The 22222-nt window shown below is 37.1% G+C and carries 21 protein-coding genes, 2 tRNA genes, 1 other RNA gene and 1 other annotated feature; of the genes, 3 read left to right on the top strand and 21 right to left on the bottom strand.

Features of this window, described 5'->3' with window-relative positions; all coding sequences use genetic code 11:
* Positions 1-90: 90 nt before the first annotated feature.
* The 4 genes from mnmA to gshAB all read right to left on the bottom strand — a co-directional run bounded on the left by mnmA (position 91) and on the right by gshAB (position 5168).
* Complete coding sequence (gene mnmA, locus EF384_RS06850) at positions 91-1182, bottom strand: tRNA 2-thiouridine(34) synthase MnmA (RefSeq protein WP_233570064.1); 1092 nt, start codon at positions 1180-1182, stop codon at positions 91-93.
* A 194-nt stretch (positions 1183-1376) separates the two neighbouring features.
* Positions 1377-1721 (bottom strand): hypothetical protein, encoded by a 345-nt coding sequence (locus tag EF384_RS06845; protein ID WP_123780556.1) that lies wholly within the window; start codon positions 1719-1721, stop codon positions 1377-1379.
* A gap of 19 nt (positions 1722-1740) precedes the next feature.
* Positions 1741-2871 (bottom strand): cysteine desulfurase family protein, encoded by a 1131-nt coding sequence (locus tag EF384_RS06840; RefSeq protein ID WP_123780554.1) that lies wholly within the window; start codon positions 2869-2871, stop codon positions 1741-1743.
* Positions 2868-5168: a bifunctional glutamate--cysteine ligase GshA/glutathione synthetase GshB gene (gene gshAB / locus EF384_RS06835; protein WP_123780552.1), complete on the bottom strand. Its 2301-nt coding sequence runs from the start codon at positions 5166-5168 to the stop codon at positions 2868-2870. The genes EF384_RS06840 and gshAB overlap by 4 nt, the downstream gene beginning before the upstream one ends.
* A 207-nt stretch (positions 5169-5375) precedes the next feature.
* On the opposite strand from gshAB, the gene EF384_RS06830 reads away from it, so the two are divergent.
* From EF384_RS06830 to EF384_RS06820, 3 genes are all read left to right on the top strand, one after another.
* Positions 5376-6647 (top strand): replication-associated recombination protein A, encoded by a 1272-nt coding sequence (locus EF384_RS06830; RefSeq protein WP_123780550.1) that lies wholly within the window; start codon positions 5376-5378, stop codon positions 6645-6647.
* A 64-nt stretch (positions 6648-6711) separates the two neighbouring features.
* Positions 6712-6899, top strand: a non-coding RNA gene (ssrS, locus tag EF384_RS06825) — 6S RNA.
* Between the two features lie 159 nt (positions 6900-7058).
* Positions 7059-7529 carry a universal stress protein gene (locus EF384_RS06820; RefSeq protein ID WP_123780548.1) on the top strand — a complete coding sequence of 157 codons (471 nt, stop codon included), beginning with the start codon at positions 7059-7061 and terminating at the stop codon, positions 7527-7529.
* A 76-nt stretch (positions 7530-7605) separates the two neighbouring features.
* Here EF384_RS06820 and EF384_RS06815 read toward each other — a convergent pair whose 3' ends face one another.
* From EF384_RS06815 to EF384_RS06735, 17 genes are all read right to left on the bottom strand, one after another.
* Positions 7606-8781, bottom strand: a complete 1176-nt coding sequence (locus EF384_RS06815; RefSeq protein ID WP_233570063.1) for a M20/M25/M40 family metallo-hydrolase — start codon at positions 8779-8781, stop codon at positions 7606-7608.
* Between the two features lie 33 nt (positions 8782-8814).
* Positions 8815-9171, bottom strand: coding sequence for an ArsC/Spx/MgsR family protein (locus EF384_RS06810; RefSeq protein ID WP_123780546.1), 357 nt, complete (start codon positions 9169-9171; stop codon positions 8815-8817).
* 352 nt (positions 9172-9523) lie between these two features.
* Positions 9524-10378: a MurR/RpiR family transcriptional regulator gene (locus EF384_RS06805; RefSeq protein WP_123780544.1), complete on the bottom strand. Its 855-nt coding sequence runs from the start codon at positions 10376-10378 to the stop codon at positions 9524-9526.
* 88 nt (positions 10379-10466) lie between these two features.
* A complete protein-coding gene (locus EF384_RS06800; protein ID WP_123780542.1) occupies positions 10467-11960 on the bottom strand; it encodes a PTS transporter subunit EIIC in 1494 nt (497 codons plus the stop codon).
* 14 nt (positions 11961-11974) lie between these two features.
* A complete protein-coding gene (murQ, locus tag EF384_RS06795; RefSeq protein ID WP_123780540.1) occupies positions 11975-12868 on the bottom strand; it encodes an N-acetylmuramic acid 6-phosphate etherase in 894 nt (297 codons plus the stop codon).
* Positions 12828-13931 (bottom strand): DUF871 domain-containing protein, encoded by a 1104-nt coding sequence (locus EF384_RS06790; protein ID WP_123780538.1) that lies wholly within the window; start codon positions 13929-13931, stop codon positions 12828-12830. The genes murQ and EF384_RS06790 overlap by 41 nt, the downstream gene beginning before the upstream one ends.
* Before the next feature lie 259 nt (positions 13932-14190).
* A complete protein-coding gene (locus tag EF384_RS06785; RefSeq protein ID WP_123780536.1) occupies positions 14191-15393 on the bottom strand; it encodes an acetate/propionate family kinase in 1203 nt (400 codons plus the stop codon).
* Positions 15394-15537: 144 nt separating this feature from the next.
* Positions 15538-16572: a class I SAM-dependent methyltransferase gene (locus EF384_RS06780; protein WP_123780534.1), complete on the bottom strand. Its 1035-nt coding sequence runs from the start codon at positions 16570-16572 to the stop codon at positions 15538-15540.
* A gap of 145 nt (positions 16573-16717) precedes the next feature.
* The gene (rpmA, locus tag EF384_RS06775; RefSeq protein ID WP_123780532.1) at positions 16718-17005 is read right to left on the bottom strand and encodes a 50S ribosomal protein L27; all 288 of its coding nucleotides are present in this window, start codon (positions 17003-17005) and stop codon (positions 16718-16720) included.
* Between the two features lie 16 nt (positions 17006-17021).
* Positions 17022-17366: a ribosomal-processing cysteine protease Prp gene (locus EF384_RS06770; RefSeq protein ID WP_123780531.1), complete on the bottom strand. Its 345-nt coding sequence runs from the start codon at positions 17364-17366 to the stop codon at positions 17022-17024.
* An 18-nt stretch (positions 17367-17384) separates the two neighbouring features.
* Entirely contained in the window at positions 17385-17693 is a 309-nt protein-coding gene (gene rplU / locus EF384_RS06765) for a 50S ribosomal protein L21 (protein WP_123780530.1), read from the bottom strand.
* 15 nt (positions 17694-17708) lie between these two features.
* Positions 17709-17784 (bottom strand) — a sequence feature (ribosomal protein L21 leader region).
* 101 nt (positions 17785-17885) lie between these two features.
* Positions 17886-18566: an amino acid ABC transporter ATP-binding protein gene (locus tag EF384_RS06760; protein WP_123780528.1), complete on the bottom strand. Its 681-nt coding sequence runs from the start codon at positions 18564-18566 to the stop codon at positions 17886-17888.
* A 12-nt stretch (positions 18567-18578) separates the two neighbouring features.
* A complete protein-coding gene (locus EF384_RS06755; protein WP_123780526.1) occupies positions 18579-20027 on the bottom strand; it encodes an ABC transporter permease subunit in 1449 nt (482 codons plus the stop codon).
* A 327-nt stretch (positions 20028-20354) separates the two neighbouring features.
* Positions 20355-20876 carry a rod shape-determining protein MreD gene (mreD, locus tag EF384_RS06750; RefSeq protein ID WP_123780524.1) on the bottom strand — a complete coding sequence of 174 codons (522 nt, stop codon included), beginning with the start codon at positions 20874-20876 and terminating at the stop codon, positions 20355-20357.
* A gap of 10 nt (positions 20877-20886) precedes the next feature.
* Entirely contained in the window at positions 20887-21798 is a 912-nt protein-coding gene (gene mreC / locus EF384_RS06745; RefSeq protein ID WP_123780522.1) for a rod shape-determining protein MreC, read from the bottom strand.
* Positions 21799-22019: 221 nt separating this feature from the next.
* Positions 22020-22091, bottom strand: a tRNA-Glu gene (locus EF384_RS06740).
* 20 nt (positions 22092-22111) lie between these two features.
* Positions 22112-22184, bottom strand: a tRNA-Phe gene (locus EF384_RS06735).
* Positions 22185-22222: the final 38 nt, after the last annotated feature.

Raw genomic sequence — 22222 nt, 5'->3', positions numbered from 1 at the left:
CAAAAAGAGACGTGACCATGACATCACGCCTCTGATATGTTAGTTATTGAATTGCATCGTCTGAATATATGTTAAGTGTTAAGGGTCTGATTAAACGTATTGTAATTCTTTCACTGCTTCATTTTTGAAAGCAGCGTCAATAGTACCGCCACCTAGACATTCTGCACCATTATAGAATACAACGGATTGTCCTGGTGTAATTGCGCGTACAGGTTCAGCAAAAGTAACTTTTGCACTACCATCTTCTAAGATATCAACATGAACTTGAGTATCTTTTTGGCGGTAACGGAATTTTGCAGTACAGTCAAAAGATGTAGCTGTAAATTCGTCATCAATAAATGATAAATCGCTTGCCATTAGGTAGTCAGCGTATAATTTATCGTTGTGGAAACCTTGTCCAACATACAATACATTTTGCGCTTGATCTTTACCGACAACAAACCATGGATCATCTGTTTGGCCACCACCACCGATGCCTAAACCTTTACGTTGGCCAATTGTGTAGTACATTAAGCCCATGTGGTCGCCCATTACTGTACCGTCTTCAGCAATCATCTTACCAGGTTGAGCTGGTAGGTAGTTACCTAAGAATTCTTTGAAATTCTTTTCGCCGATAAAGCAAATACCTGTAGAGTCTTTTTTCTTAGCTGTCGCTAAGCCTGCTTCTTCAGCAATACGACGTACTTCAGGTTTTTCTAAGTGACCTAATGGGAACATTACACGTTGTAATTGATCTTGTGATAATTGGTTAAGGAAGTATGTTTGATCCTTATTATTATCAGCACCACGTAACATATGTACTTTTCCATCTTCATCGCGTTCAACTTGAGCATAGTGTCCAGTTGCTACATAATCTGCACCTAATTCTAATGCATAGTCTAAGAAGGCTTTAAATTTAATTTCCTTATTACACATTACATCCGGATTTGGTGTACGATCGCGTTTGTATTCATCTAAGAAATATGTGAATACTTTTTCCCAGTATTCCTTTTCAAAGTTAATTGAATAATAAGGAATACCAATTTGACTAGCTACTGCCGCAACGTCTTTATAATCCTCCGTCGCTGTACAGAAACCATTTTCGTCTGTGTCGTCCCAGTTCTTCATAAAGATACCGATAACGTCATACCCTTGTTCTTTTAGCAATAAAGCCGTTACGCTGGAATCAACGCCACCACTCATCCCTACAACAACTCTAGGTTTTTTTGTTGATGAATTATTTTCTACCACAACATCACCATCTTTCTGCCATAAATTTACGATTTAAGGTCGTATTTCTGGTTGATAGTAGATATAAAATCACAAGTCTAAAGTATATACCCAATATAAAAAAAAGCAAGCAATAAGCTCACTTTTCTTCTATATATCATTGTATTCTAAGCAATTTCTTCAAGTACGCCACGTTCAACAAGATCTGCTTGTAAATTTTCCACAGCTTCTCTTAGTGGTTGTAAGGTATCATTCTTGTAAACATTGACTACTTGCATACCATTTAGATTTGTTACCGTCATGGTAAAACCAGACAAATCGGCCGCTACCTTCATTTTAAACAAGACTTCACGACTATCATTGAAAGTAGGTTTGACCACACGTTCAAATTCAAAATTACCTTGTTTGCCTTCTTGAAAACCGTAGTCACGCAAGGTATATTTTTTTACCGTATCCGCTAGTTTAAAAGTTTTATCTGCACCTTTTAATTGCACTTTTGTTGCAAATGCCATTTCTTTTCCCCCCTATTGATTACTTAATAGATTCGAAAATATCTAAAATTTGGTCGATTTCTTCAGTCGTTGTTGGTTCACCAAAGGAAATACGTAAACTTTGGGCCACGCGTGGTGAATCTTCGCCGTACATTGAAACTAATACACGTGAAGGTTCTAATGATCCTGCCGTACAAGCTGATCCAGCTGATAAGTAGGCATCACGTAAGTCTAATTTGATTAAGACTTGGTCTGATTGGTGATTTGGCCAATAAACATTTAACACATGCGCCAACTCACTTGTTTTCGGACCATTGATTTGTAATTCAATGCCGCGTTCTTTCGCACCTGCTAAGAAGTATTCACGCATTTCATTTAAATGTGCTTGATGACCTGCCATATTGTTGTATTGTTTTTCAATGGCTTTACCCATACCAATAATTAAAGGCAAGGCTTCTGTCCCCGCACGTTTTTTATTTTCTTGGTTCCCACCTTTTACATATGGTGCATAATCAGCCGTCGCATTACGGTAATACATAAACCCAATACCTTTTGGCCCATAAATTTTGTGTGCAGACATCGATAAAGCATCGATATGCAATGCTTCCACATCTAGTGGCACATTCAAATAAGTTTGGACTGTATCTGTATGGAAAAAGATATCGCGTTCATGCAATAAATCCCCGATTGCTTGAATATCTTGCAATGAACCAACTTCATTGTTTCCTGCCATAATCGAAACGAGGATGGTATCTGGGCGAATCGCAGCTTTCAATTCATCAAAGTTAATATGCCCTTCTTCATCAAAAGCTAGATAGGTTACTTCCATCCCTTGACGTTCAAGATGACGCATGGTTTGGTAGACACTTGAGTGTTCCGCTTCTGTTGAAATTAAATGGTTACCTTTTTCTTTCAAACGGTTCACTGTTTGTAAAATCGCAGAGTCATTTGATTCTGTCCCACCTGAAGTAATAATAATATCGTCAACTTTAGCATTCAAAGTTTCAGCAATTAAGCGACGAACCCCTTCTACTTTTTGTTTAGAAGCACGACCTAGTTTATATAAACTAGACGCATTCCCAAAATCTTCTTGCATGGCTTTTGCGACAACATCAATGACTTCTGGATCCATTGGTGTAGTGGCCGCATAATCTAAATAAATGCCGTTCATTCTGTTCCTCCTGTAAATTTTGTTTTTTCCGGATATAAAAATTGTAATAAGTCTTTTGTAATACGTTTACCTTGGCCAAATGCAGGGTAAATATGCATCATCATCATTGGATTGAAATTCGCTTCAATCAACGCATAATTATCATCAGTCGCTGGTGCATCAATATCTAAAATCATCAAATCAAGACCAGTAATATTCACTTGTAAAGTTTCAGCCATCTTCACGGCAATTTCTTTGTACGAATCATGCATTGCTTCAAGCATTTCAATAGAATCTCCACCAGTGGAGATATTTGAGTTTTCGCGTAAAAAGACTTGTTCTCCCTCTGGTATGATACTAGAAACGTCGTAACCTTGCTGTTTCAAAGTATTCACCTCGATTGCACCCAGCGCAATAATCTCTAGTGGTGAACGGTGATCATGACCACGTTTACTGTCTTGGTTCTTCAAGGCAACTAATTCTTCTAATGTAGATTTACCATCACCGACAACATTTGCGCCGATACGATTTACGATAGACAATACTTTGCCGTCTTGTACGTAAAAACGATACTCAGTACCAAAAGCAAAATCTTCGATTAAAACAGCGCCATCTTCTTTAAAGGCAATCTCTAGAGCTTCTTTAAATTCAGCAGCATTTGCGCCATGTTTAAAAATGGAAATACCTAAGCCCATATTGGTTGATTTTGGCTTAATCACAAAAGCTTTATCTGTATATAAATCAGCCACTTTCATGGCTTGGTCGATATCTTTGAATTCTAAACTTTGTGGCACATTAAAACCAGCCTCAGCTAGCACACGCTTTGTCACAACCTTATTTTCCATCACATAGTGTGCAACATAAGGATCCTTGCTGGTAATATTACCATTTTTGACGATTTCTTGATGTCCCTTGTAGCTAAAGCGTAGCATTTGGTCATCGCGGTCTAAAATTTCAAATTGGTAACCCTCTTGGATGGCATCAAACATCAGGATTTGTGTTGACAATTCCATGTCCTCAAAGCCACCAAGCGCATATGGTTTCTCCCATGCAGATTGGAAAACTTTTTCTGCAAAATTTTTACCTGTTGCCAAATAACCTTCAATATCTTTCATTGCTGTCATCATTTGGGCTGCTGGTGTTAGACTAGGGTCTTCAATACGTGCTTGCATTTGATTTGTTACATCAATAATCGCTTGATCAGCATCAATAGCTTCAAGCATGGATTGCATGTCAGCTAATAAGGCACGTCCCTCTGCTTGCATGCTCGTAACGTCAAAAGCACCTTCTTCAGCCACTTTTGTTTTGATTTCGATACCATAACGGACATCATCCATGTTGCTGTCTTTATCAGACCAAATTAAATATAGAATGAAATACTTCATAAAGTCGATATCACTCGCTTTAATCCCGTATGGTGCATCCGGTTGAATATCTAACAAACGAAACTCTAGGTATTTAATACCTGTTGTTAAGAGCGAGCGTGCTTTTTTGGCACCACGCAAACGGACATTTGAGTAAAATTCTTTCTCAGCAATTAAATGATGGTTAGCTACATTAGCCTCTAAATAAGCGACATAATCTTCAAGATTGTCATAGGTAAAGGTTACGTCTGCTTTATTTACATAGCCTAGATGAGAGTTTCGGATTGAACGAACTGGTCCTTGTTCAAAGGTGTCATTTTTGTCACGATAAAAAGATGCATCCGCCACAGGCGCTGCCCCAAATAGATAAACCAATAGCCATTGGTAACGCAAGAAGTTGCGTGCTAAACGTAAGTAAAAGTCTGATTGAAAGTCTTTTATTGAACGTTGGTCATCATGCTTTTCCACAAGCTCTTGATGCAATTTTCCAATGAATTCTGGAGAAATTTGCATATTAAAATGAATGCCAGAAATCATCTGTAATTGTTTACCGTACGCTTCGACTAAATAGTCTCGATAAGCTACTGCATCCAAGTCTTCTAAGTCTGCGACTTTAATTTGATCGACATTGGGTAATTTTGGTGGCATTGAATATGGCCAAATCCGTTCGTCGTTATCTAATGATTCGATGGCTACTTCATGAATTGCTTGCAACCATTCTAAAACCTCGCTTGACGTATATGAAGGTGGTGTAACCAACTCTAATTGGGATTCAGCAAAGTCGCGTTGGATATAGAATGCTGTTGTAGATCCATCGACTTTCTTAGGATGTGGTGTTAAGGCTAAATCGCCATCTGGTGTGATGCGGTGCCCTTCGCGTTCGATCCCTACTGATGCCTGCTTAAAGGCGTGTTTCATATCTGCTTGTTGAATGAATGTTTGTAACCAATCCATATTGCACTAACTCCTCATATACTCTACTAACCTAGCATCTGTACGCTAAAAATGATGCGCTTCGGCCGTTCGATTCATTTTATCATTAAATCCCCTATGAGACCATTTATCAAGCTCAATTCCTATGCAAATAAGAACATACATTCGCAAGTACCAGGCGATTATGCTACAATTTAGGTAAATCATTCACGTAAAGGAGGCAATACCATGCCACAACAAAATCCCTTAGCTTATCGGATGCGGCCCCGTACAATCGAAGAAATTATCGGTCAAACCCATCTTGTGGGTGAAGGTAAAATTATCCATCGCATGGTCAAGGCCAAGCAATTATCTTCCATGATTTTATATGGACCACCGGGAATCGGTAAGACGTCCATTGCGTCTGCAATTGCGGGCTCTACGAAATATGCCTTTCGAAAATTAAATGCTGCAACTGATAGCAAAAAAGACTTACAAGCCGTTGTTGATGAAGCCAAATTTTCCGGTGGTATCGTCCTCTTGCTAGATGAAATCCATCGTCTAGATAAAACCAAGCAAGACTTTTTATTACCGCATTTGGAATCAGGCTTGATTACCCTAATTGGGGCCACTACGGAGAATCCTTTTATCAATACTAGTCCGGCCATTCGATCACGTACGCAAATCTTTCAACTTCAGCCCTTATCTGATGAGGATATTATGCTTGGTTTAAGACGTGCCCTTGAGGATGAAGAACGTGGCTTAGGGAAATTTCCAGTTGTTGTAGACGAAAATGCATTAGAGCATTTTGCACATGCTGCTTTCGGAGACTTGCGTTCAGCGTTAAATGCCTTGGAACTAAGTGTGAAGTCTACTGATGAAAGTGATGATGGTCAAATCCATATTACCCTTGAAATTGCGGAAGAAAGTATGCAGATGAAGTCATTTTCGCATGACGCAGATGGTGACATGCATTACGATGTGATTTCGGCATTTCAAAAAAGCATCCGGGGTAGTGATGTGGATGCCGCCCTATTATATGCTGCGCGTTTAATTGAAGCGGGTGAATTAGCGATTCTATGTCGTCGTTTATTAGTCATCGCCTATGAAGACATCGGTTTAGCCAATCCAGGGGCTACTGAGCGCACAGTAGCGGCCGTCCAAGCTGCTAACCAGTTGGGCTTTCCAGAAGCCCGTATACCGCTTGCAAATGCGATTATTGATCTAGCACTTTCACCTAAATCGAACTCTGCTATCGAAGCCATTGATGCAGCCTTAGCAGATGTCCGTGCCGGTAAAGCTGGTCTTATTCCAGCACACTTGAAAGATGCCCATTATAAAGGCGCCAGTCAATTAGGCCACGGCGTGGAATATAAATATCCACATGCCTATCCAAACCATTGGGTGCGTCAACAATATCTACCTGATACCCTTGTTGGGCGCCATTATTATCAAGCTGGTACAACCGGAAATTATGAACGTGCCTTAGAAGAAAATCGTCGTATCCGCGAAAATAAATAACTGAATCTTTGATAGCAGAAACTTGAAATTTTGAAATAAAAGATGTATGATAATTGCAAGAAGAATTACTCTGTAGTGTTCGAGATTTCTTACAATGTGTTGACCGAACAATTAGCTATCTAGGGAACTGCCAAGGTTTATGGACGTAACGCCTCATCACGAGGACTGCCGAAGTAGATATGTGGTTCCCACCTGTATATCAATGCGGGTTCAATACAGATAGATTTCGTCCCGGCACATAACGGAGCTCTTTCATAAAATTAAAATTTTAGGGGGATGTAGCTTATGCTACGTCCTTTTTTTGTGGCTTTTTTCATATAAAAGAACCCTAAAATTGATAAGCGTCTAGTGGCTTAAACGCTTACAATTATAAACGATAGTGGTATAATATAGGAAAGGAGCGTGAGCACTATGTATCAAGAATATTCACGTATTTTAGCACCTATTGATGGATCAGATGAATCTAAATTAGCTTTCAAGAAAGCGGTAGCTGTTGCTGGCCGGAACAATGCTACTTTAATTGTCGCCCACATTGTCGATACTGCCGCCTTCCAAACAACAAACGTATATAATGAAGTAATTCCTGAGGCAATTACTACGCGTGCCAAAGTTATGCTTGATGAATATAAAGAAGCTGCCCATAAAGCAGGTATTGAACATGTTGAAACCGTCCTAGATTATGGATCAGCGAAATATCAACTCTGCCATAGTTTAGCTGGTGATTACAAAGCAGATTTAATTATGCTTGGAGCCACTGGTTTGAATACTGTAGAACGCCTATTTATTGGTTCAGTATCTGAATATGTCATTCGTAATGCACCTTGCGATGTTTTAGTAGTACGCACTGACTTAGATAATACGCAAATCAAACACAGTAAATAATCATTTATTCCAACATAAAAATGCGCTTGAGACAAAATCTCAGGCGCATTTCTTTTTGCTATTCTATTGGAGATATTTAAGATAGTTGAGCAATTGCGTGAATAGATAAACATACTTTTGGTACGAGTGAAGTTAGGTCCGCGGTTTCCGTCAATGTATGGGCACCGCTACCAACCACGCCAAGACCATCAAGTACCGGAATATCCGCTTGAGTAGCAATAGAGGCATCAGATGCCCCCTGGCTTTCCATGGCTGTGATAGTGCCATAGCCAATACTTTTCGCCACGGTCTGATAATGCTTCAATAGACCATCAACTTTGTCAGTCCATTCCATGGCATCCACGCCTGATTCAATCGTATAAGTTGTTGTCGTGCCCTCGATATAGGTCTGATTTACGACGGCATCTAAGTCATTTAGAATTTCTTGTTTGATTGCTTCATTGGGAAAACGTAGCGAGAAATTCCCCTTAGCGAATCCTGGAATTGTATTTGCCGACACGCCACCATTAAATAAACCACAGTTTATCAACTTATGACGGGATATATCCGTTTTCGCTTCTAATGCAACAACCTTTTGGGCTAACTCAACAATAGCAGATCGCCCTTTGTCGGCTTCCATACCTGAATGACCTGCAATACCTTCGACTGTAACGGCTAGCATCATGCCACCTTTACGACTAACAACAAGCTTATCTAGACTTTCACTTGGTTCAAAATTTAGTAATGAGTGTGCATCTTGTAATTCAGCCAACATTTCATTTCTAGAATCAGAATGACGATGGAGTGTTTCCTCATCCGGTACAAAAATCAATTTAATGGGATGGTCTTGATAGCCTAATTCAATTAGATTCTTGGCTACATAAAAGGCAATTACTAAACCACCCTTCATATCCATTATCCCTGCACCCTGAGCAAGACCAGCTGCTTCATCCAACCAACGGAAGCCATGTTCTTGTGTAACCCCAGCTTCAAAAACAGTATCCATATGACCTGATAAAACAATAGGTGCTAGACTTTGGGGCTGGTCTGGGGTGAATTCTGCAATCACCATATCCCCTGCTTGGTCATGTTTAATTGTCCTAGTTTTCATGCCGATACTTTGGCATGCATCAGCCAGGATACGCCCTATTTTATTCACACCATCAATTTGTTCAATACCTGACTCTGTATTCACTAATTGCTTTAAAAAATCAATCATATCAGCTTCTTGTGCTTTAATACGTTCGTTTAGTGCTTTTGAATCAATCATCATCTTATGCCACCTGTCTCAAGAATCTTATTATTACTAAAGCCAAACTGCATCTAAAAATGCCTCTTTTGACCCTGCTGTTGCTTTATCTTCACCAACAATCAGTGGTCTTTTCACTAACATGCCATTATCAGATAGTGTTTGTAAGAATGTCGTTTGGTCCATATCCTTCAACTTGTCTTTAAGTCCCATTTCTCGATACAAACCGCCCGAAGTATTTAATATCTTGGTATATTGTCCATCTACTGCATCTAAGGCTAATGCGAGTTCATCCACTAGAGGCGGATTATCACGAATATCAATAATATCAGTAAATTCAAGTCCCTTATCTTTTAAATAAGACTTCACTTTTTGTGTCGTTGAGCACTGGTTTAAACCATAAATTTTCAACATAACCTCGTCCACCTTTCAAAACGCTTATACTTGTTTTTACCATAACCCTATCGAAAATGCTAGGACAAGGGATGGATAAAATAGAAAAAGAAAATCGGACAAAAGTATAAAATCTTCGATTTTCGTCCTTGCAGCGTAAGTTTCTTGTAAGCCGTGGCACCGTCTGGAGCCGAGGTCTCCAGACTTGAAATCGAGCCAAGGTCTCGATTTCATGCTGTTTCACGGCTAAAGAACTACACTTCCAATCCTCAAATCTTAAAAAAATTTTCAAGCAAAGCAAAAGACGAGAACATGTTTAATCGAATTGTTCTCGTCTTTTTTTGTTTTTTAATACAGGTTTTTTTTCGTGTTATTAACTAAATTGATCATATACATCCGTTGCTTTACGAGACAATTCTAAATTTTTTACATGCCCATCATAATTTTTTGTCATGTAATGGAAAAATAGTACATCTACTGCATACAGTTGGGACAATAAAGAGAACGTAGCGCCACTTCGCAATAATGCTTCATTCGTTTCAGCGGTTTGTAATGAAATATCGGCTAAACGACTTAAGGAATTATCAGATGCTTTTGTTAAAGATATCGTTTTTAATCCCCATTTTTTAGCAGCTTCCATCATTTTAATACCATCTCTTTTTTCACCACTATAGGAAATGCCAATATAAATTGAACCTGTTTCTGCAATTGCCATCGCAGCAACTAACTCGTGTTGATCTTGAGATACAATTACTTGTTTACCTATCCTAGTGAATTTTTGACGTAAATCCATAGCAACCAAATATGAAGCACCAATTCCATATACATAAATCATCGGACTTTTCATCATTTGTGTAACTGCAGCCTCTACTACTTCATCAGACAAAGTTTCATTTGTTTCCTCTAACACAATTGTAGTATTCACTGCCAATTTTTCTTTAATTCTTGCTAGATTTTCATCTGGCAATATATCGGTATAGTGATCTTCAGTCCATTGATTAGATTGAGCAGACAAAGCTAATTTCAATTCTGTAAAACCGCCTATGCCTATTGAGTGACAAAAGCGGACAACACTTGCTGGACTTGTTTTTGCTTTATTTGCTAAATCTTTCGCATTCATTTGAATAACGTCCAAAGGTTTTGCTAAAACATAATCTGCAATTTTTCGCTCTGCTTTGGGAAGGTGAGCTAACCGCTCTTTAATGGTCGAAAGTACATTTTTCGCCACAAGGTATCCCCCGTTCATAATAAATTTAATAATAAACTCGAGGAATCAGAATATTCCTCGAGTTCACATGATATATTATTTTATCATACTATAATTTGTGTAGTGCATCCATAGTGCTTGAAGGAGCGCCCGTAATTTCTGTTGCACGCGTAGCTTCCGCTGGTACACCAAAGAAATAAGTTAGCACGAATCCACCCATATATGCTGCTAACAATCCCAATACATAACTCATCCATTGACCATCTGCAATTAGAGGGATTAAAGCTACCCCTGAAGGACCAATTGCTGTGGCACCTACACCACCAATTGCACCTAAAACGGCACCACCAATACCTCCACCCAAGCAGGCTGTGATAAATGGACGACCTAATGGTAATGTAACGGCATAAATTAGTGGTTCACCGATTCCTAAAATACCTACTGGTAATGACCCTTTTATAATATTAGTTAGTTGTTTATTTTGACGGCATCTAATCCACAAAGCAAATGCGGCACCAACTTGACCCGCACCAGCCATGGCTAAAATTGGTAATAATACTGTTTTACCCGTAGCAGCAATCATTTCAATATGAATAGGTGTCAAAATCTGATGTAAACCAAACATTACTAATGGTAGGAACGTAGCACCTAAGATAAACCCAGCTACAGGACCACCCACAGTTAATACCCAGTTAATTCCACCAACTAAAGAAGTTGAGATAAAACCGGCAATTGGCATAATTAAGAAAATAGTTGTCATACCAACAATCAATAGAGAAATAGTTGGCGTTACGATAATATCAATTGAATCAGGAACAACTTTTCGTAGATTTTTCTCAACAATTGACAAGAGATAAACTGCAATGATAACCCCGATGACCCCTCCTTGCCCAGCAGCTAATGGCCCACCAGTAAAAATGTTAGGTAATGGTGTTTCAACAACCATACCTGTTAGGTATGTTACACCTGCAACAACTCCACCAAGACCTTCTGTCGCACCAAATACGCGGGCTGCATTAATACCAATATAAATATTCAAGTAAGCGAATAATCCATTTTGGATAATTTTTAAAACAACAAAAATATTTTGCCAGAAGTCAGGGTCTAATGTACCGGCAGTGAGCATATTTTGGATAATTGAAGCAATACCACCGATAATACCAGCTCCAACAAATGCTGGGATTAATGGCACAAATATAGAAGCAATAACTTTCAATGCTTGTTTGAATGGTGAATTATTTTTCTTTTTTAATTCACTTTTATTGTTTGCTGCTATTCGTTCAGCTTCAGTTCGATTATATGTTAGATTGGTATCAAGATTTTCATTAAGTGATTCACCCTGCTCAACTGAAGAATTTTTGGCCATTTCAGTAGCCACTTTAGCAGCCGTCCCTGGCCCAACAACTACTTGCAAAGTATCCCCATCTTCTACTACACCAAGTACTCCTTCTACGGCCTTTAAGTCATCTAAATGTACATCTTGATCATTAATTATGTCAATGCGCACACGAGTCATACAGTTGTATACTTTTTTTGCGTTCGCAGGACCACCAATATTTTTATAAATTTCACTTGCTAAGCGTTCTTCATTCGTTTTAACCATGATGCTCTTCCTCCCTAATTTTTCGTAACATTGTTTACAAAGCCATTCGCCTCTTTTAGTTTATTAATTGCTTGCTCTTTATCAAAACCTGTTAATATCATTACAATAGCAACTTTTACTTGCTTATCAGCTAATTTAAACGCCTTGCTAGCTTGTTCGGGACTACAGTCCGTTGCTTGTTGGATAATTCTCTTTGCACGAACTTCGAGTTTTTCATTTGTTGCTTGAACATCTACCATCAAATTTTGATAGACTTTACCTATTCCTACCATAGAACATGTAGATAACATATTTAAAATTAATTTTTGTGCTGTTCCAGCCTTAAGTCTAGTTGATCCAGATAAAATTTCCGGTCCAGCGTCAACTTCGATAGGAATCTTTGCAAACTGACTAATTTCTGCATCTTTATTGCAAGACAATGATACTGTAGAAGCCCCTATAGTATTCGCATATTTAAGTCCTCCAATTACATACGGTGTACGTCCCGAAGCTGCAATACCAACAACTGTATCCTTTGGTGTTAATTTGATTTCTTTTAAATCATCCTCACCTAGAAGTATCGAGTCTTCCGCACCTTCTACTGCTTGAATCATAGCTTGCGGTCCACCAGCAATTAAACCAACAACCATATTGGGAGACACGCCAAATGTTGGTACACATTCAGCAGCATCTAAAACACCCAATCTGCCACTGGTTCCTGCGCCCATATAAATTAACCTACCATTATGATTAAATGATTGGATAATATGATCAATAGCTTTCTCAATTTGTCCCAAAGATTCTTCAATCGCAAATGGTACTTTTTTATCCTCCTTATTCATTTGGCTAAGCATTTCTTTAATGGTCATCTGATCTAGATTCATAGTTTCAGGGTTCCGTTGCTCCGTGATTAATTTTTCCAAATCCATATCCATCCTCCAATAGAAATTCAAATTTTTGTCCCGGTTCAATAATGTCAATTAGTAGCAAATCTTCTTCACTTACTTTAGCGATTACATTTACCTTTTCATCTTGTGACAAATTGACCTTTGTTATCTGTACTTCACCCATATATCTACCATAAGCTTCATTATCGATGGTGATTGAACCCTTTAATCTAGGTATTGTATTCATCTTGGGTACTGCTGAAATTTTACGTATCAAACGTGACTCCTCACTTCTGATTACATCTCTTGCTGCATCCTTGCGATTTGTATGTTCCCCTGCAATATGAGCAAGAAGCTTTTCATCGTTGTCAACTAGCTTATCAGCTCTCAAAAGTATTTTATTGTTTAAAATAAAATTTTGAAATTGCCTTTGCAATAATGTTGATATACCTGGATCTCCAATATAAACATGATCTACATGGTATTGATTTATTAGTTCAACTGAAGCCACCAAAGGATGTAGGTTTCTATGTTTTTCTATTGTGGGTAACCCTTTGTATAATGGCCCCCTTTTTTTACTATTGCCTGGAACGAAAGCCATAACTTTCAACCCTTGATGATGTAACCACGCATTTTTTTTATGAAATTGGTACTCATCTAATCCCGTTTTTGGACGAGGATAATAATTATGCCATGCCTCTATATTAGAAAAATTGGCTTTAAGGTAAGATAGTTCTTCTATATCTTCTTTCCCTATTGTCGATGCATTTAGAGCAATATCCATTTTATGTGACAAATCTGCAATTGTTTGATTTGAAATCCCGTAATCAATACGCAAACCTGTAATGCCTATATCCAACAGTGGTTGAACATTCATAAATGAGGCACCTATTTTTTCCAAAGTATTTCCAGATACGTCTACCATTAAAGTTAAATGATTTTCTCTAACAAATTTCCCTAATGTTTTGATTCGGTTGATATACACCGAATCATCGTCTTCAGGTATATGAATTGATGTGAAAATACCCTCAAATCCCGATTTTTTCATCATTTTTAAATAATCAAAATCAATTTCCTCATTTAAGAAAATGGAACAACCAAACATGCTACCACCTCTATTTAGATTTTTTGTTCTTGGAAGGGCTTTTATTTTATAAAATTATATCATTTTGGAATAAAATTTCAACATTAATATTATATTTATCAAATTATTAATATATTAAGAAATTATATTTCACATTATTACCGAAATAATCTGTAAATTTACACAAATATGTATTTCTCAACTATAGGTATCTAATCACAAAAAAAAGACCCAAAACCATTGAAATGATTTTGAGTCTTTTAATTTTTATTCTTTATGATTATTCGTTGATGTTACCTAAACGAACTGTGTCACGTACGATTACTAATTCTTCATCAGTTGGGATTGTAAAGATTGCTACTTTAGAATCTTCGCTTGAGATTTTAGCTTCATCACGAGTATCGTTTGCAGCGTCATCAATTTCCATACCAAAGAATGACATATGTTCGTCGATGATTGCAGCACGAGTACGTCCAGAGTTTTCACCGATACCAGCTGTGAATACAACAGCATCCACGCCACCCATTACAGCAATGTATTGACCAATGTATTTACGAACACGGTCATAGAAAATTTCTAATGTAGTGTTTGAACGAGCATCGCCTTTGTCAGCTGCATCTTCAACATCACGCATGTCAGAAGAAACACCAGAAAGACCTAATAAACCAGATTTGTTGTTTAAGATGCTGATCATTTCATCGATATCATCAATGTTCAATTTTTTCATTAAGAATTGAACTAATGAAGCATCGATATCACCTGAACGAGTACCCATTGTAATACCTGCTAATGGTGTGAAGCCCATTGAAGTATCAACTGATTTACCACCATCAACAGCAGTAATTGAACCACCGTTACCTAAGTGGCAAGTAATGATTTTCAAGTCTTCGATTGGTTTACCCATTAATTCAGCTGCACGGTTTGCAACGTATTGATGAGAAGTACCGTGAGCACCGTAACGGCGAGCACCGAACTCTTCATAATATTCCATAGGGATTGAGTATAGGTAAGCAGTTTCTGGCATTGTTGTATGGAATGAAGTATCGAACACACCAACAGCTGGTTTTCCAGGTAAAACTTTTTGGAAAGCGCGGATAGCACGAGCTTCTGGACCATTATGTAATGGCGCAAATTCTGCTAATTTTTCAATATTTTGGATTGCTTCTTCATCTAATAAAGCTGACTCTTTGAAGATTTCTCCACCAGCTACCACACGGTGACCAGTACCAGAAATTTCATCATAGCTAGTAATAATGTTTAAAGCATTTAATTGGTCTAACAATGTTTCGATAGCAATTTCGTGTGTATCGATATCTTTAACATCCTCAAATTTTTGGCCTTCACCATATTTGATTGAGATATTTGAGTTACCAATACCGATACGGTCAAATTGACCTGAAGCTACAACATTTTCACTTGGTACTTCATAGATTTTGAATTTTAAACTAGAAGAACCTGCGTTTACAGCAATTACTTTAGACATTCTTTCTCTCCTTTAATATATATAAGTCACTAATAATTAGTTATACAATTATTATAGCATGATATCTTTAAAATTTGTAAATACATTTCTTGACAATCATACAAGCTTAAGTTATCAAAGTATTAGCCCGTATAATGGTCAATGCTATTTCATTCTATCTAAAAATACATCAAATGAATTCAAGAATTTTGGTAATTCTTCCTTGCTCTTCAAATCAGGTATTTCACCAATCAGAATGTTTTCAGATTGTTTCGCGTGGTCCCCAGCTTTTTGAACAAGCAGTACGGCTTTTCGCGTTTTTTCACTAGTGAATAAGTTTCCAGGTAATGATAATAAAGCTTGGAAATAGCCATATTCACCGATGGCTTGAATTAAATGTTTAATATTTTCATCTTGAATCAAGCCTGCTGGAACGATAAAAATCCCCCATCCATTTGGCTTTAAATAACGCAAAGCTTGTTCCACCATTAAATAATGCACATAAGCATGCTCCCCTTCAGGACGATTTTTGGCAGCACTATACGTATCTGCTACTTCATCAATTGGATAATAACCTAACGGTAAATCAGCGACAATAACATCATTTGGTGCGACGATTAAATTTTGTAAACTATCGCCAAGATATAATTGTGCTGGAATATCTTGTAAACGTGTCGCCACATCAGCAATGGATAATAATAAATCGTCATTATCATATCCAGCACCGTTAATTTTATAACCAGCATCTTTTAACGCATTATAGGTGATGGCATACAAGTTACCAGTACCAATTGTTGGGTCAAAAACATTTACAACTTTCTCGGTTGCTTGCTCAGTCGTTGTTTTATGATCCATCAATTTTGTCGCAAAATAAGCAATAAGGATTGCTATTGCTTCTGGCGTCATTTGATAATTGGCTTGTAATTGATCAGCTTTTTCACCTTCAATAAAGGCAAACTGAATTGCTTTACGAATATCTTCAGCTGAAATTTCTTCGATATTTATTTGACTATAAATTTCTCGTAATTTTCCAGCTTCTTCATCGGTTGGACGATTATCGATTTGTTGAACTTCCCCATCCGCAAGGTTTTGTAAACTTTCGAATAAAGCTTCTATATATGAAAATTCTAGTGCTTCTTGAATAAGAATACTTGAATCATGGAGAACGCCAAATAATTGATTAATATTTTCTACTGACATGTTATTCCCTCTCTCACGGTATCTATTACATTCCTATTCTCAAGGAATTCTATCTATCTGTCAATTATGACGAATGCATATCAGTGAATAGATGACAAAAAGAAAAGAGCCTGAACCTAAGCTCAAACTCTTTCAATTTTAATCATTATTCAGCTGTTACAGGGTATACACTTACTTGTTTTTGGTCACGGCCTTTACGTTCGAAACGAACGATACCGTCAACTTTAGCAAATAATGTGTCATCGCCACCACGGCCAACGTTTACACCTGGGTAAATTTTAGTACCGCGTTGACGGTATAAAATTGAACCACCTGAAACTTCTTGACCATCTGCACGTTTAGCACCTAAACGTTTTGATTGAGAGTCACGACCATTGGCAGTAGACCCGCCCCCTTTTTTGTGGGCAAAGAATTGTAAATCAAATTTCAACATGAGATAACCTCCTCTATTATTTCGTTATTTTGGATACACGTATAAAGTCACTATAATTCGCTTCAATGTCGGCTGACATTGCAAGGTAGCAACTCATGAATAACGTTTGAGCAATTGATTTCTGCTCGATTGACAAATCGTTTGTCAATTCAATGTACAGATAACCGCCATTTTCCTCATCAGCTTCAATGATGGGTTCAATATTGCCCATACGTGTAAGGTTATTCACAGTAGATAATACTACAGCTGAAACCCCCGCACAAACAATATCTTGTCCATACTCGCCAGCAAAGGCATGTCCAGTTACTTGTAAACTAATAAACTGGTCTTTATCATCAGTTTTAAAAATTGCTTTTATCATCTATATCACGACTTATAATTAAGCGTTGATTGAATCGATAACAACTTTTGTATATGGTTGACGGTGACCTTGTTTACGATGAGAATCTTTTTTAGCTTTGTATTTGAAAGTTGTTACTTTCTTTTGACGACCATTTTTTTCAACGGTTGCTTCAACAGTCGCACCTTCAACTAAAGGTGTTCCCACTTTCACATCTTCGCCACCAACAAAAACTACTTGATCAAAAGTAACTTTGTCTCCTGCTTCTGCATTTAATTTTTCAATGTAGATTGCTTGTCCAGCTTCAATTTTAATTTGTTTTCCACCAGTTTTAATAATTGCGTACATCTAACGCACCTCCTTATATAGACTTAGACTCGCCACGACATGTGGTCTTTCGACGCTTACAATACGCTGTCATGCGCGGTTGCAGTGTGGTGCTCACACTTTTTACAACATTCAATATGATACCAAAATTAAATGGTTCAGTCAAGAAAATAATCATGATAAAGTTAAATTTATCATGATTATTCAGTGAGATTATTTATTTGCAAATTCTGTAGATGATTTAATTTGTGTACCAATTTGTTCTCCGAATACAGTATCGTGAGTAACAATCAAAATGGCTTTTTGTTTTTCCGTTGCTAATTCGGTAATTAAAGCCCCTACTTGATCAGCAGATTCTCTATCTAACGCGGAAGTTGGTTCATCAAAACATAGTACACTTGGATTTAACATTAGCGCACGTGCGATGGCCACACGTTGTTTTTGCCCACCAGATAAAGTTGCTGGATAAACATCTGCTTTATCAGATAAGCCAACATCCTCTAAAAGACCTTTAGCTTGTTCTATTAATGTATCTTTATCAGCAATTTTTTGAGCTAATGGTGCTTCAATCAAGTTTTGAATCACGGTTAAGTTAGGGAATAATTGGTAATCTTGGAAAACCATACCAAGTTCGTTTTGATAAGCTCGACGGTCGCTAAGCGTTCCATAAACTGCTTTTTCACCATTATCTTTAGCCAATACCTTACCGTTAATTTCTATAGTTCCACGGTCAGCTTCTTCCAAGTTATTAATAATTCGCATGAAAGTTGTTTTACCAGTACCAGAACGTCCTAATAAGATGACTACTTCACCTGGATTAATTTCAAAATCATAGTTATCAATGACCACATTATCTTTATATGCTTTGCTTAAGCCTTTAACTTTTAATGACATATTCTCCACCCCTTACCATTTCAACTGTTTTTCAACGCGACGTAATGCAAATGTCAAGATTGCTGTTACCAATAGATAGATAGCTCCTGCAACTAGGTAAGGTACCAACGATGCATATGTATTTGCTGCAATATTACCTGCACGCAACATTTCGCCTAAACCAATAACATAAACTAACGATGTATCTTTTACTAATGAGATAATTTCATTACCCATTGAAGGCATTACAATTTTAATTACTTGTGGCAAGATAATGCGTCTAAATCCACGAACTTTTCCAATTCCTAAAACCGAAATACTTTCATATTGTCCATCTGGCACTGCTGAGATACCACCTCTAAAGATTTCAGCATAGTAAGCCGCATAGTTAATTACGTAAGCTAATACAGCAGCTGTAAATCGATCTAGAGAGATACCAATATAAGGAAGTCCGAAGAAGATTACCATCAATTGAAGCATTAATGGACTACCACGCATAATGAATACGTAAGCTTCGATAATTGCTTGTAACCATTTTGGTCCAAAGACACGTAACACACCGATTAGGAAACCAATTGGAATTGAAATAACTGAAACAACTACGAATAATAATAATGTCAGTTTTAAACCATTTAATAAGGAAGGTAATACAGCCAAGACGATGTTTGTTTTTTCAGTAGCTGCCGCATCTTCACCAAACCATTTAGTGTAAATTTCATCATAAGTACCGTTATCGCGTAATGTTTGAATTCCTTCATCTACTTGTGTTTTTAAAGCTGTATCTTCTTTACGGAACCCAACACCCATAGGCTCAATTGAAGTTTCATCAGTGAACATTTGATAATCTTCTAAAGTACCTTTTTGAGTTAAAGTATAACGAGAGTAAATTTCACCAGCATACACTGCATCTACGCGATCTGCATCTAAATCAGCAAATACTTCATTGTATGAAGGATATAAAACTGGTTCTGATGCTAATTTACTGTATGTATCGTCTGGCCACTCTTGCATAAAAGTTAAAGCAGTAGATCCAGATTGAGTTGCAATTGTTTTATCAACTAAATCAGAAATTTGTTCAATTCCTGAACCCTTTTTACTGATTACGACTTGACCTGACTCAATATATGGTTCAGAGAACAATACCATTTCTTCACGTTCAGGTGTAATACCATATCCATTCCAGATCATATCAATATTACCTGAATTCAATTCTGTTTCCTTCATAGCCCAGTCAATTGGTTGATATTCTAATTCCCAACCATATAAATCTGCAACGGCTTCAGCAAGGTCAATATCAAACCCAACAATATTACCGTCCGCATCTCTAAAGCCCATTGGTGCGAATGTATCGTCTAAACCAATTACGTAAGTTTCGCCACTAGTATCTTCAGCAGCCTCCACTTGATTCACATTGAACCCAAACCATGTTAATAATACAACCAAACTAGATAAGACAAATGTCTTCATTTGAATCTTTTTCATAAATCTTCACCCCTTCAATTAAATAAAAAAAACGTCCCTTTACACTGAATCTCTGTCAGTATAAAAGGACGTGAAAGTTACGTGGTTCCACCTTTTTTCATAGCAGCCTCACAGCTACTATCTCGGCATGTCTAAAGTTAGACACTGTGATTAACGCTCACTCACGAATTATCTTTAATAATTTGCTCTTGGGTGTGTAGATACGTTTCTTATACCTATTCTCAACTTTGCTAGGCTCTCTTTAATAAGAAGGTCGTAACCTCTTCCAATCAACACTTTTAATATTTATATGGTTATTATAATCATTCTTTAATCTTTTAGCAAGTATTATTTTTCAATCCAGATAACAAATTTTTGCGTAAACCAAATAAAAATAAATCCTAAGAACGCATTGAATAACAATGATGGAATATAATTCTGGCTCACAAAATGGAAATAAGTATTACTATGGATATCGATCAAATAATATAGTGCGTATATAAAATGCATATAAAGCGTATATACAATTAAAAGCCATAACCAGACTGTATAAAAATTCATTGGGAATTTCTTGATGACAAATCTAGTTAAAATCACAATCATAGGAAATAAAAACAAATTAACGCCTAAAATTGAAGAATAGTACGCATCATAGATAAAACCAATAAAGATACTTACAATAAAAATATTTGTATCTTGTTTTAAATATACTGCGAGTAATGTGATGATGATTAAAGTAAATTGTGGGCTAATTTGAAAATTTTCAGTACCCAGGCTATACGATAAGACTGACATCACACTACCGTCTAGTAATAAAATAAAAAATACTAAAATAGGAATGATAAATGTGTGTTTAATAAAATCCAGCATCTAACCCCTCCTACTCTTGATCGTCATTTTCAGTATTAGAGGTTGTTGTTGTGTTTTCGTCTGCATCATCAGTTGCAGAATCATCATTAAGCGTCATGACAACTAAAACAGAACGGATATCTTTAAAATCTGCTGCAGGTTTTACACGAACAGATTGGGATAGTCCAAAATTATCAGAATCTGTTGATGTAACTTCACCGATAATTAAACCTTCAGGCGAAACTCCACCTAAACCACTAGTAGTTACTGTATCGCCCTTTTGCACTTTAGCATCTGCAGGAACTTGTTCCAATATCAATTCCTGTGTTTTTTCGTCATAATCAGTAAGAATTCCAGAAACAATGCTGTCTTCTAATTGGACACTTACAGCTACGTTCATCATCTGATTATTTTCAGTGATTAATAGTTGCACCTTAGAACTAGTAGCAGATACTTCTTTTACGTGCCCTACAAGCCCACTATCAGTCATAACAGACATTCCTTCTGCAATGCCATCGTTAGCACCCACATCAATTACAATAGAATCAACCCAGGTATCTGGTGATCTAGAAATAACAGAACTTGCTATTACTGTTTTACCAACAAGAGATGGTTGTAATGCCAATAGATTTGATAATTCTTCATTCTCACTCTGTAAAATTTGGTTTTGAGCTTCTAATTCTTCTAGTGAAGAAATCTGGCTTTTTAATTCTTGATTTTCTTCGTAGGTATTCATTAAGTCATTAATTGAATCCGTAAATCGCATCATAGCGTTCGTCGGTGTCGATACAAATCGACCAACAATTGCTGTCACATCATTCACCCATAAAATTGGTTTGGGCATATTTGATTGGCTAAATATTGAATAGGCAATCATACTGAATGAAGTGATGACACTAACAAGCAGGACAATTAATTTTTTATTCTCAAAAAATCGTCGCAATATTATCCATCCCTTCACTTACTTTGCTTTACCATTATACCAAAACGAATAATCATTTTGTATATTTTATAAAAGGCAAATTATTCTTAATATTTACTTATGATAAATAAAAAAAGGAAGCTTTCGCCTCCCCTTTTATTATNTTTATAAAAGGCAAATTATTCTTAATATTTACTTATGATAAATAAAAAAAGGAAGCTTTCGCCTCCCCTTTTATTATATGACCCGTACGGGAATCGAACCCGTGATACCGCCGTGAAAGGGCGGTGTCTTAACCGCTTGACCAACGGGCCAGATAATATATTACTATATATGGTCCGAGACAGATTTGAACTGCCGACACCTTGAGCTTCAATCAAGTGCTCTACCAACTGAGCTATCAGACCTTAAAATAAAAAAAGCGGTCCCGACGGGAATCGAACCC

Origin of the sequence: Aerococcus agrisoli, from assembly GCF_003797145.1 — a bacterium.
In the GTDB taxonomy this organism is placed as follows: domain Bacteria; phylum Bacillota; class Bacilli; order Lactobacillales; family Aerococcaceae; genus Aerococcus; species Aerococcus agrisoli.
The sequence above is the reverse complement of the archived record's forward strand: the minus strand, read 5'-3'. Positions and strand labels throughout refer to the sequence as shown.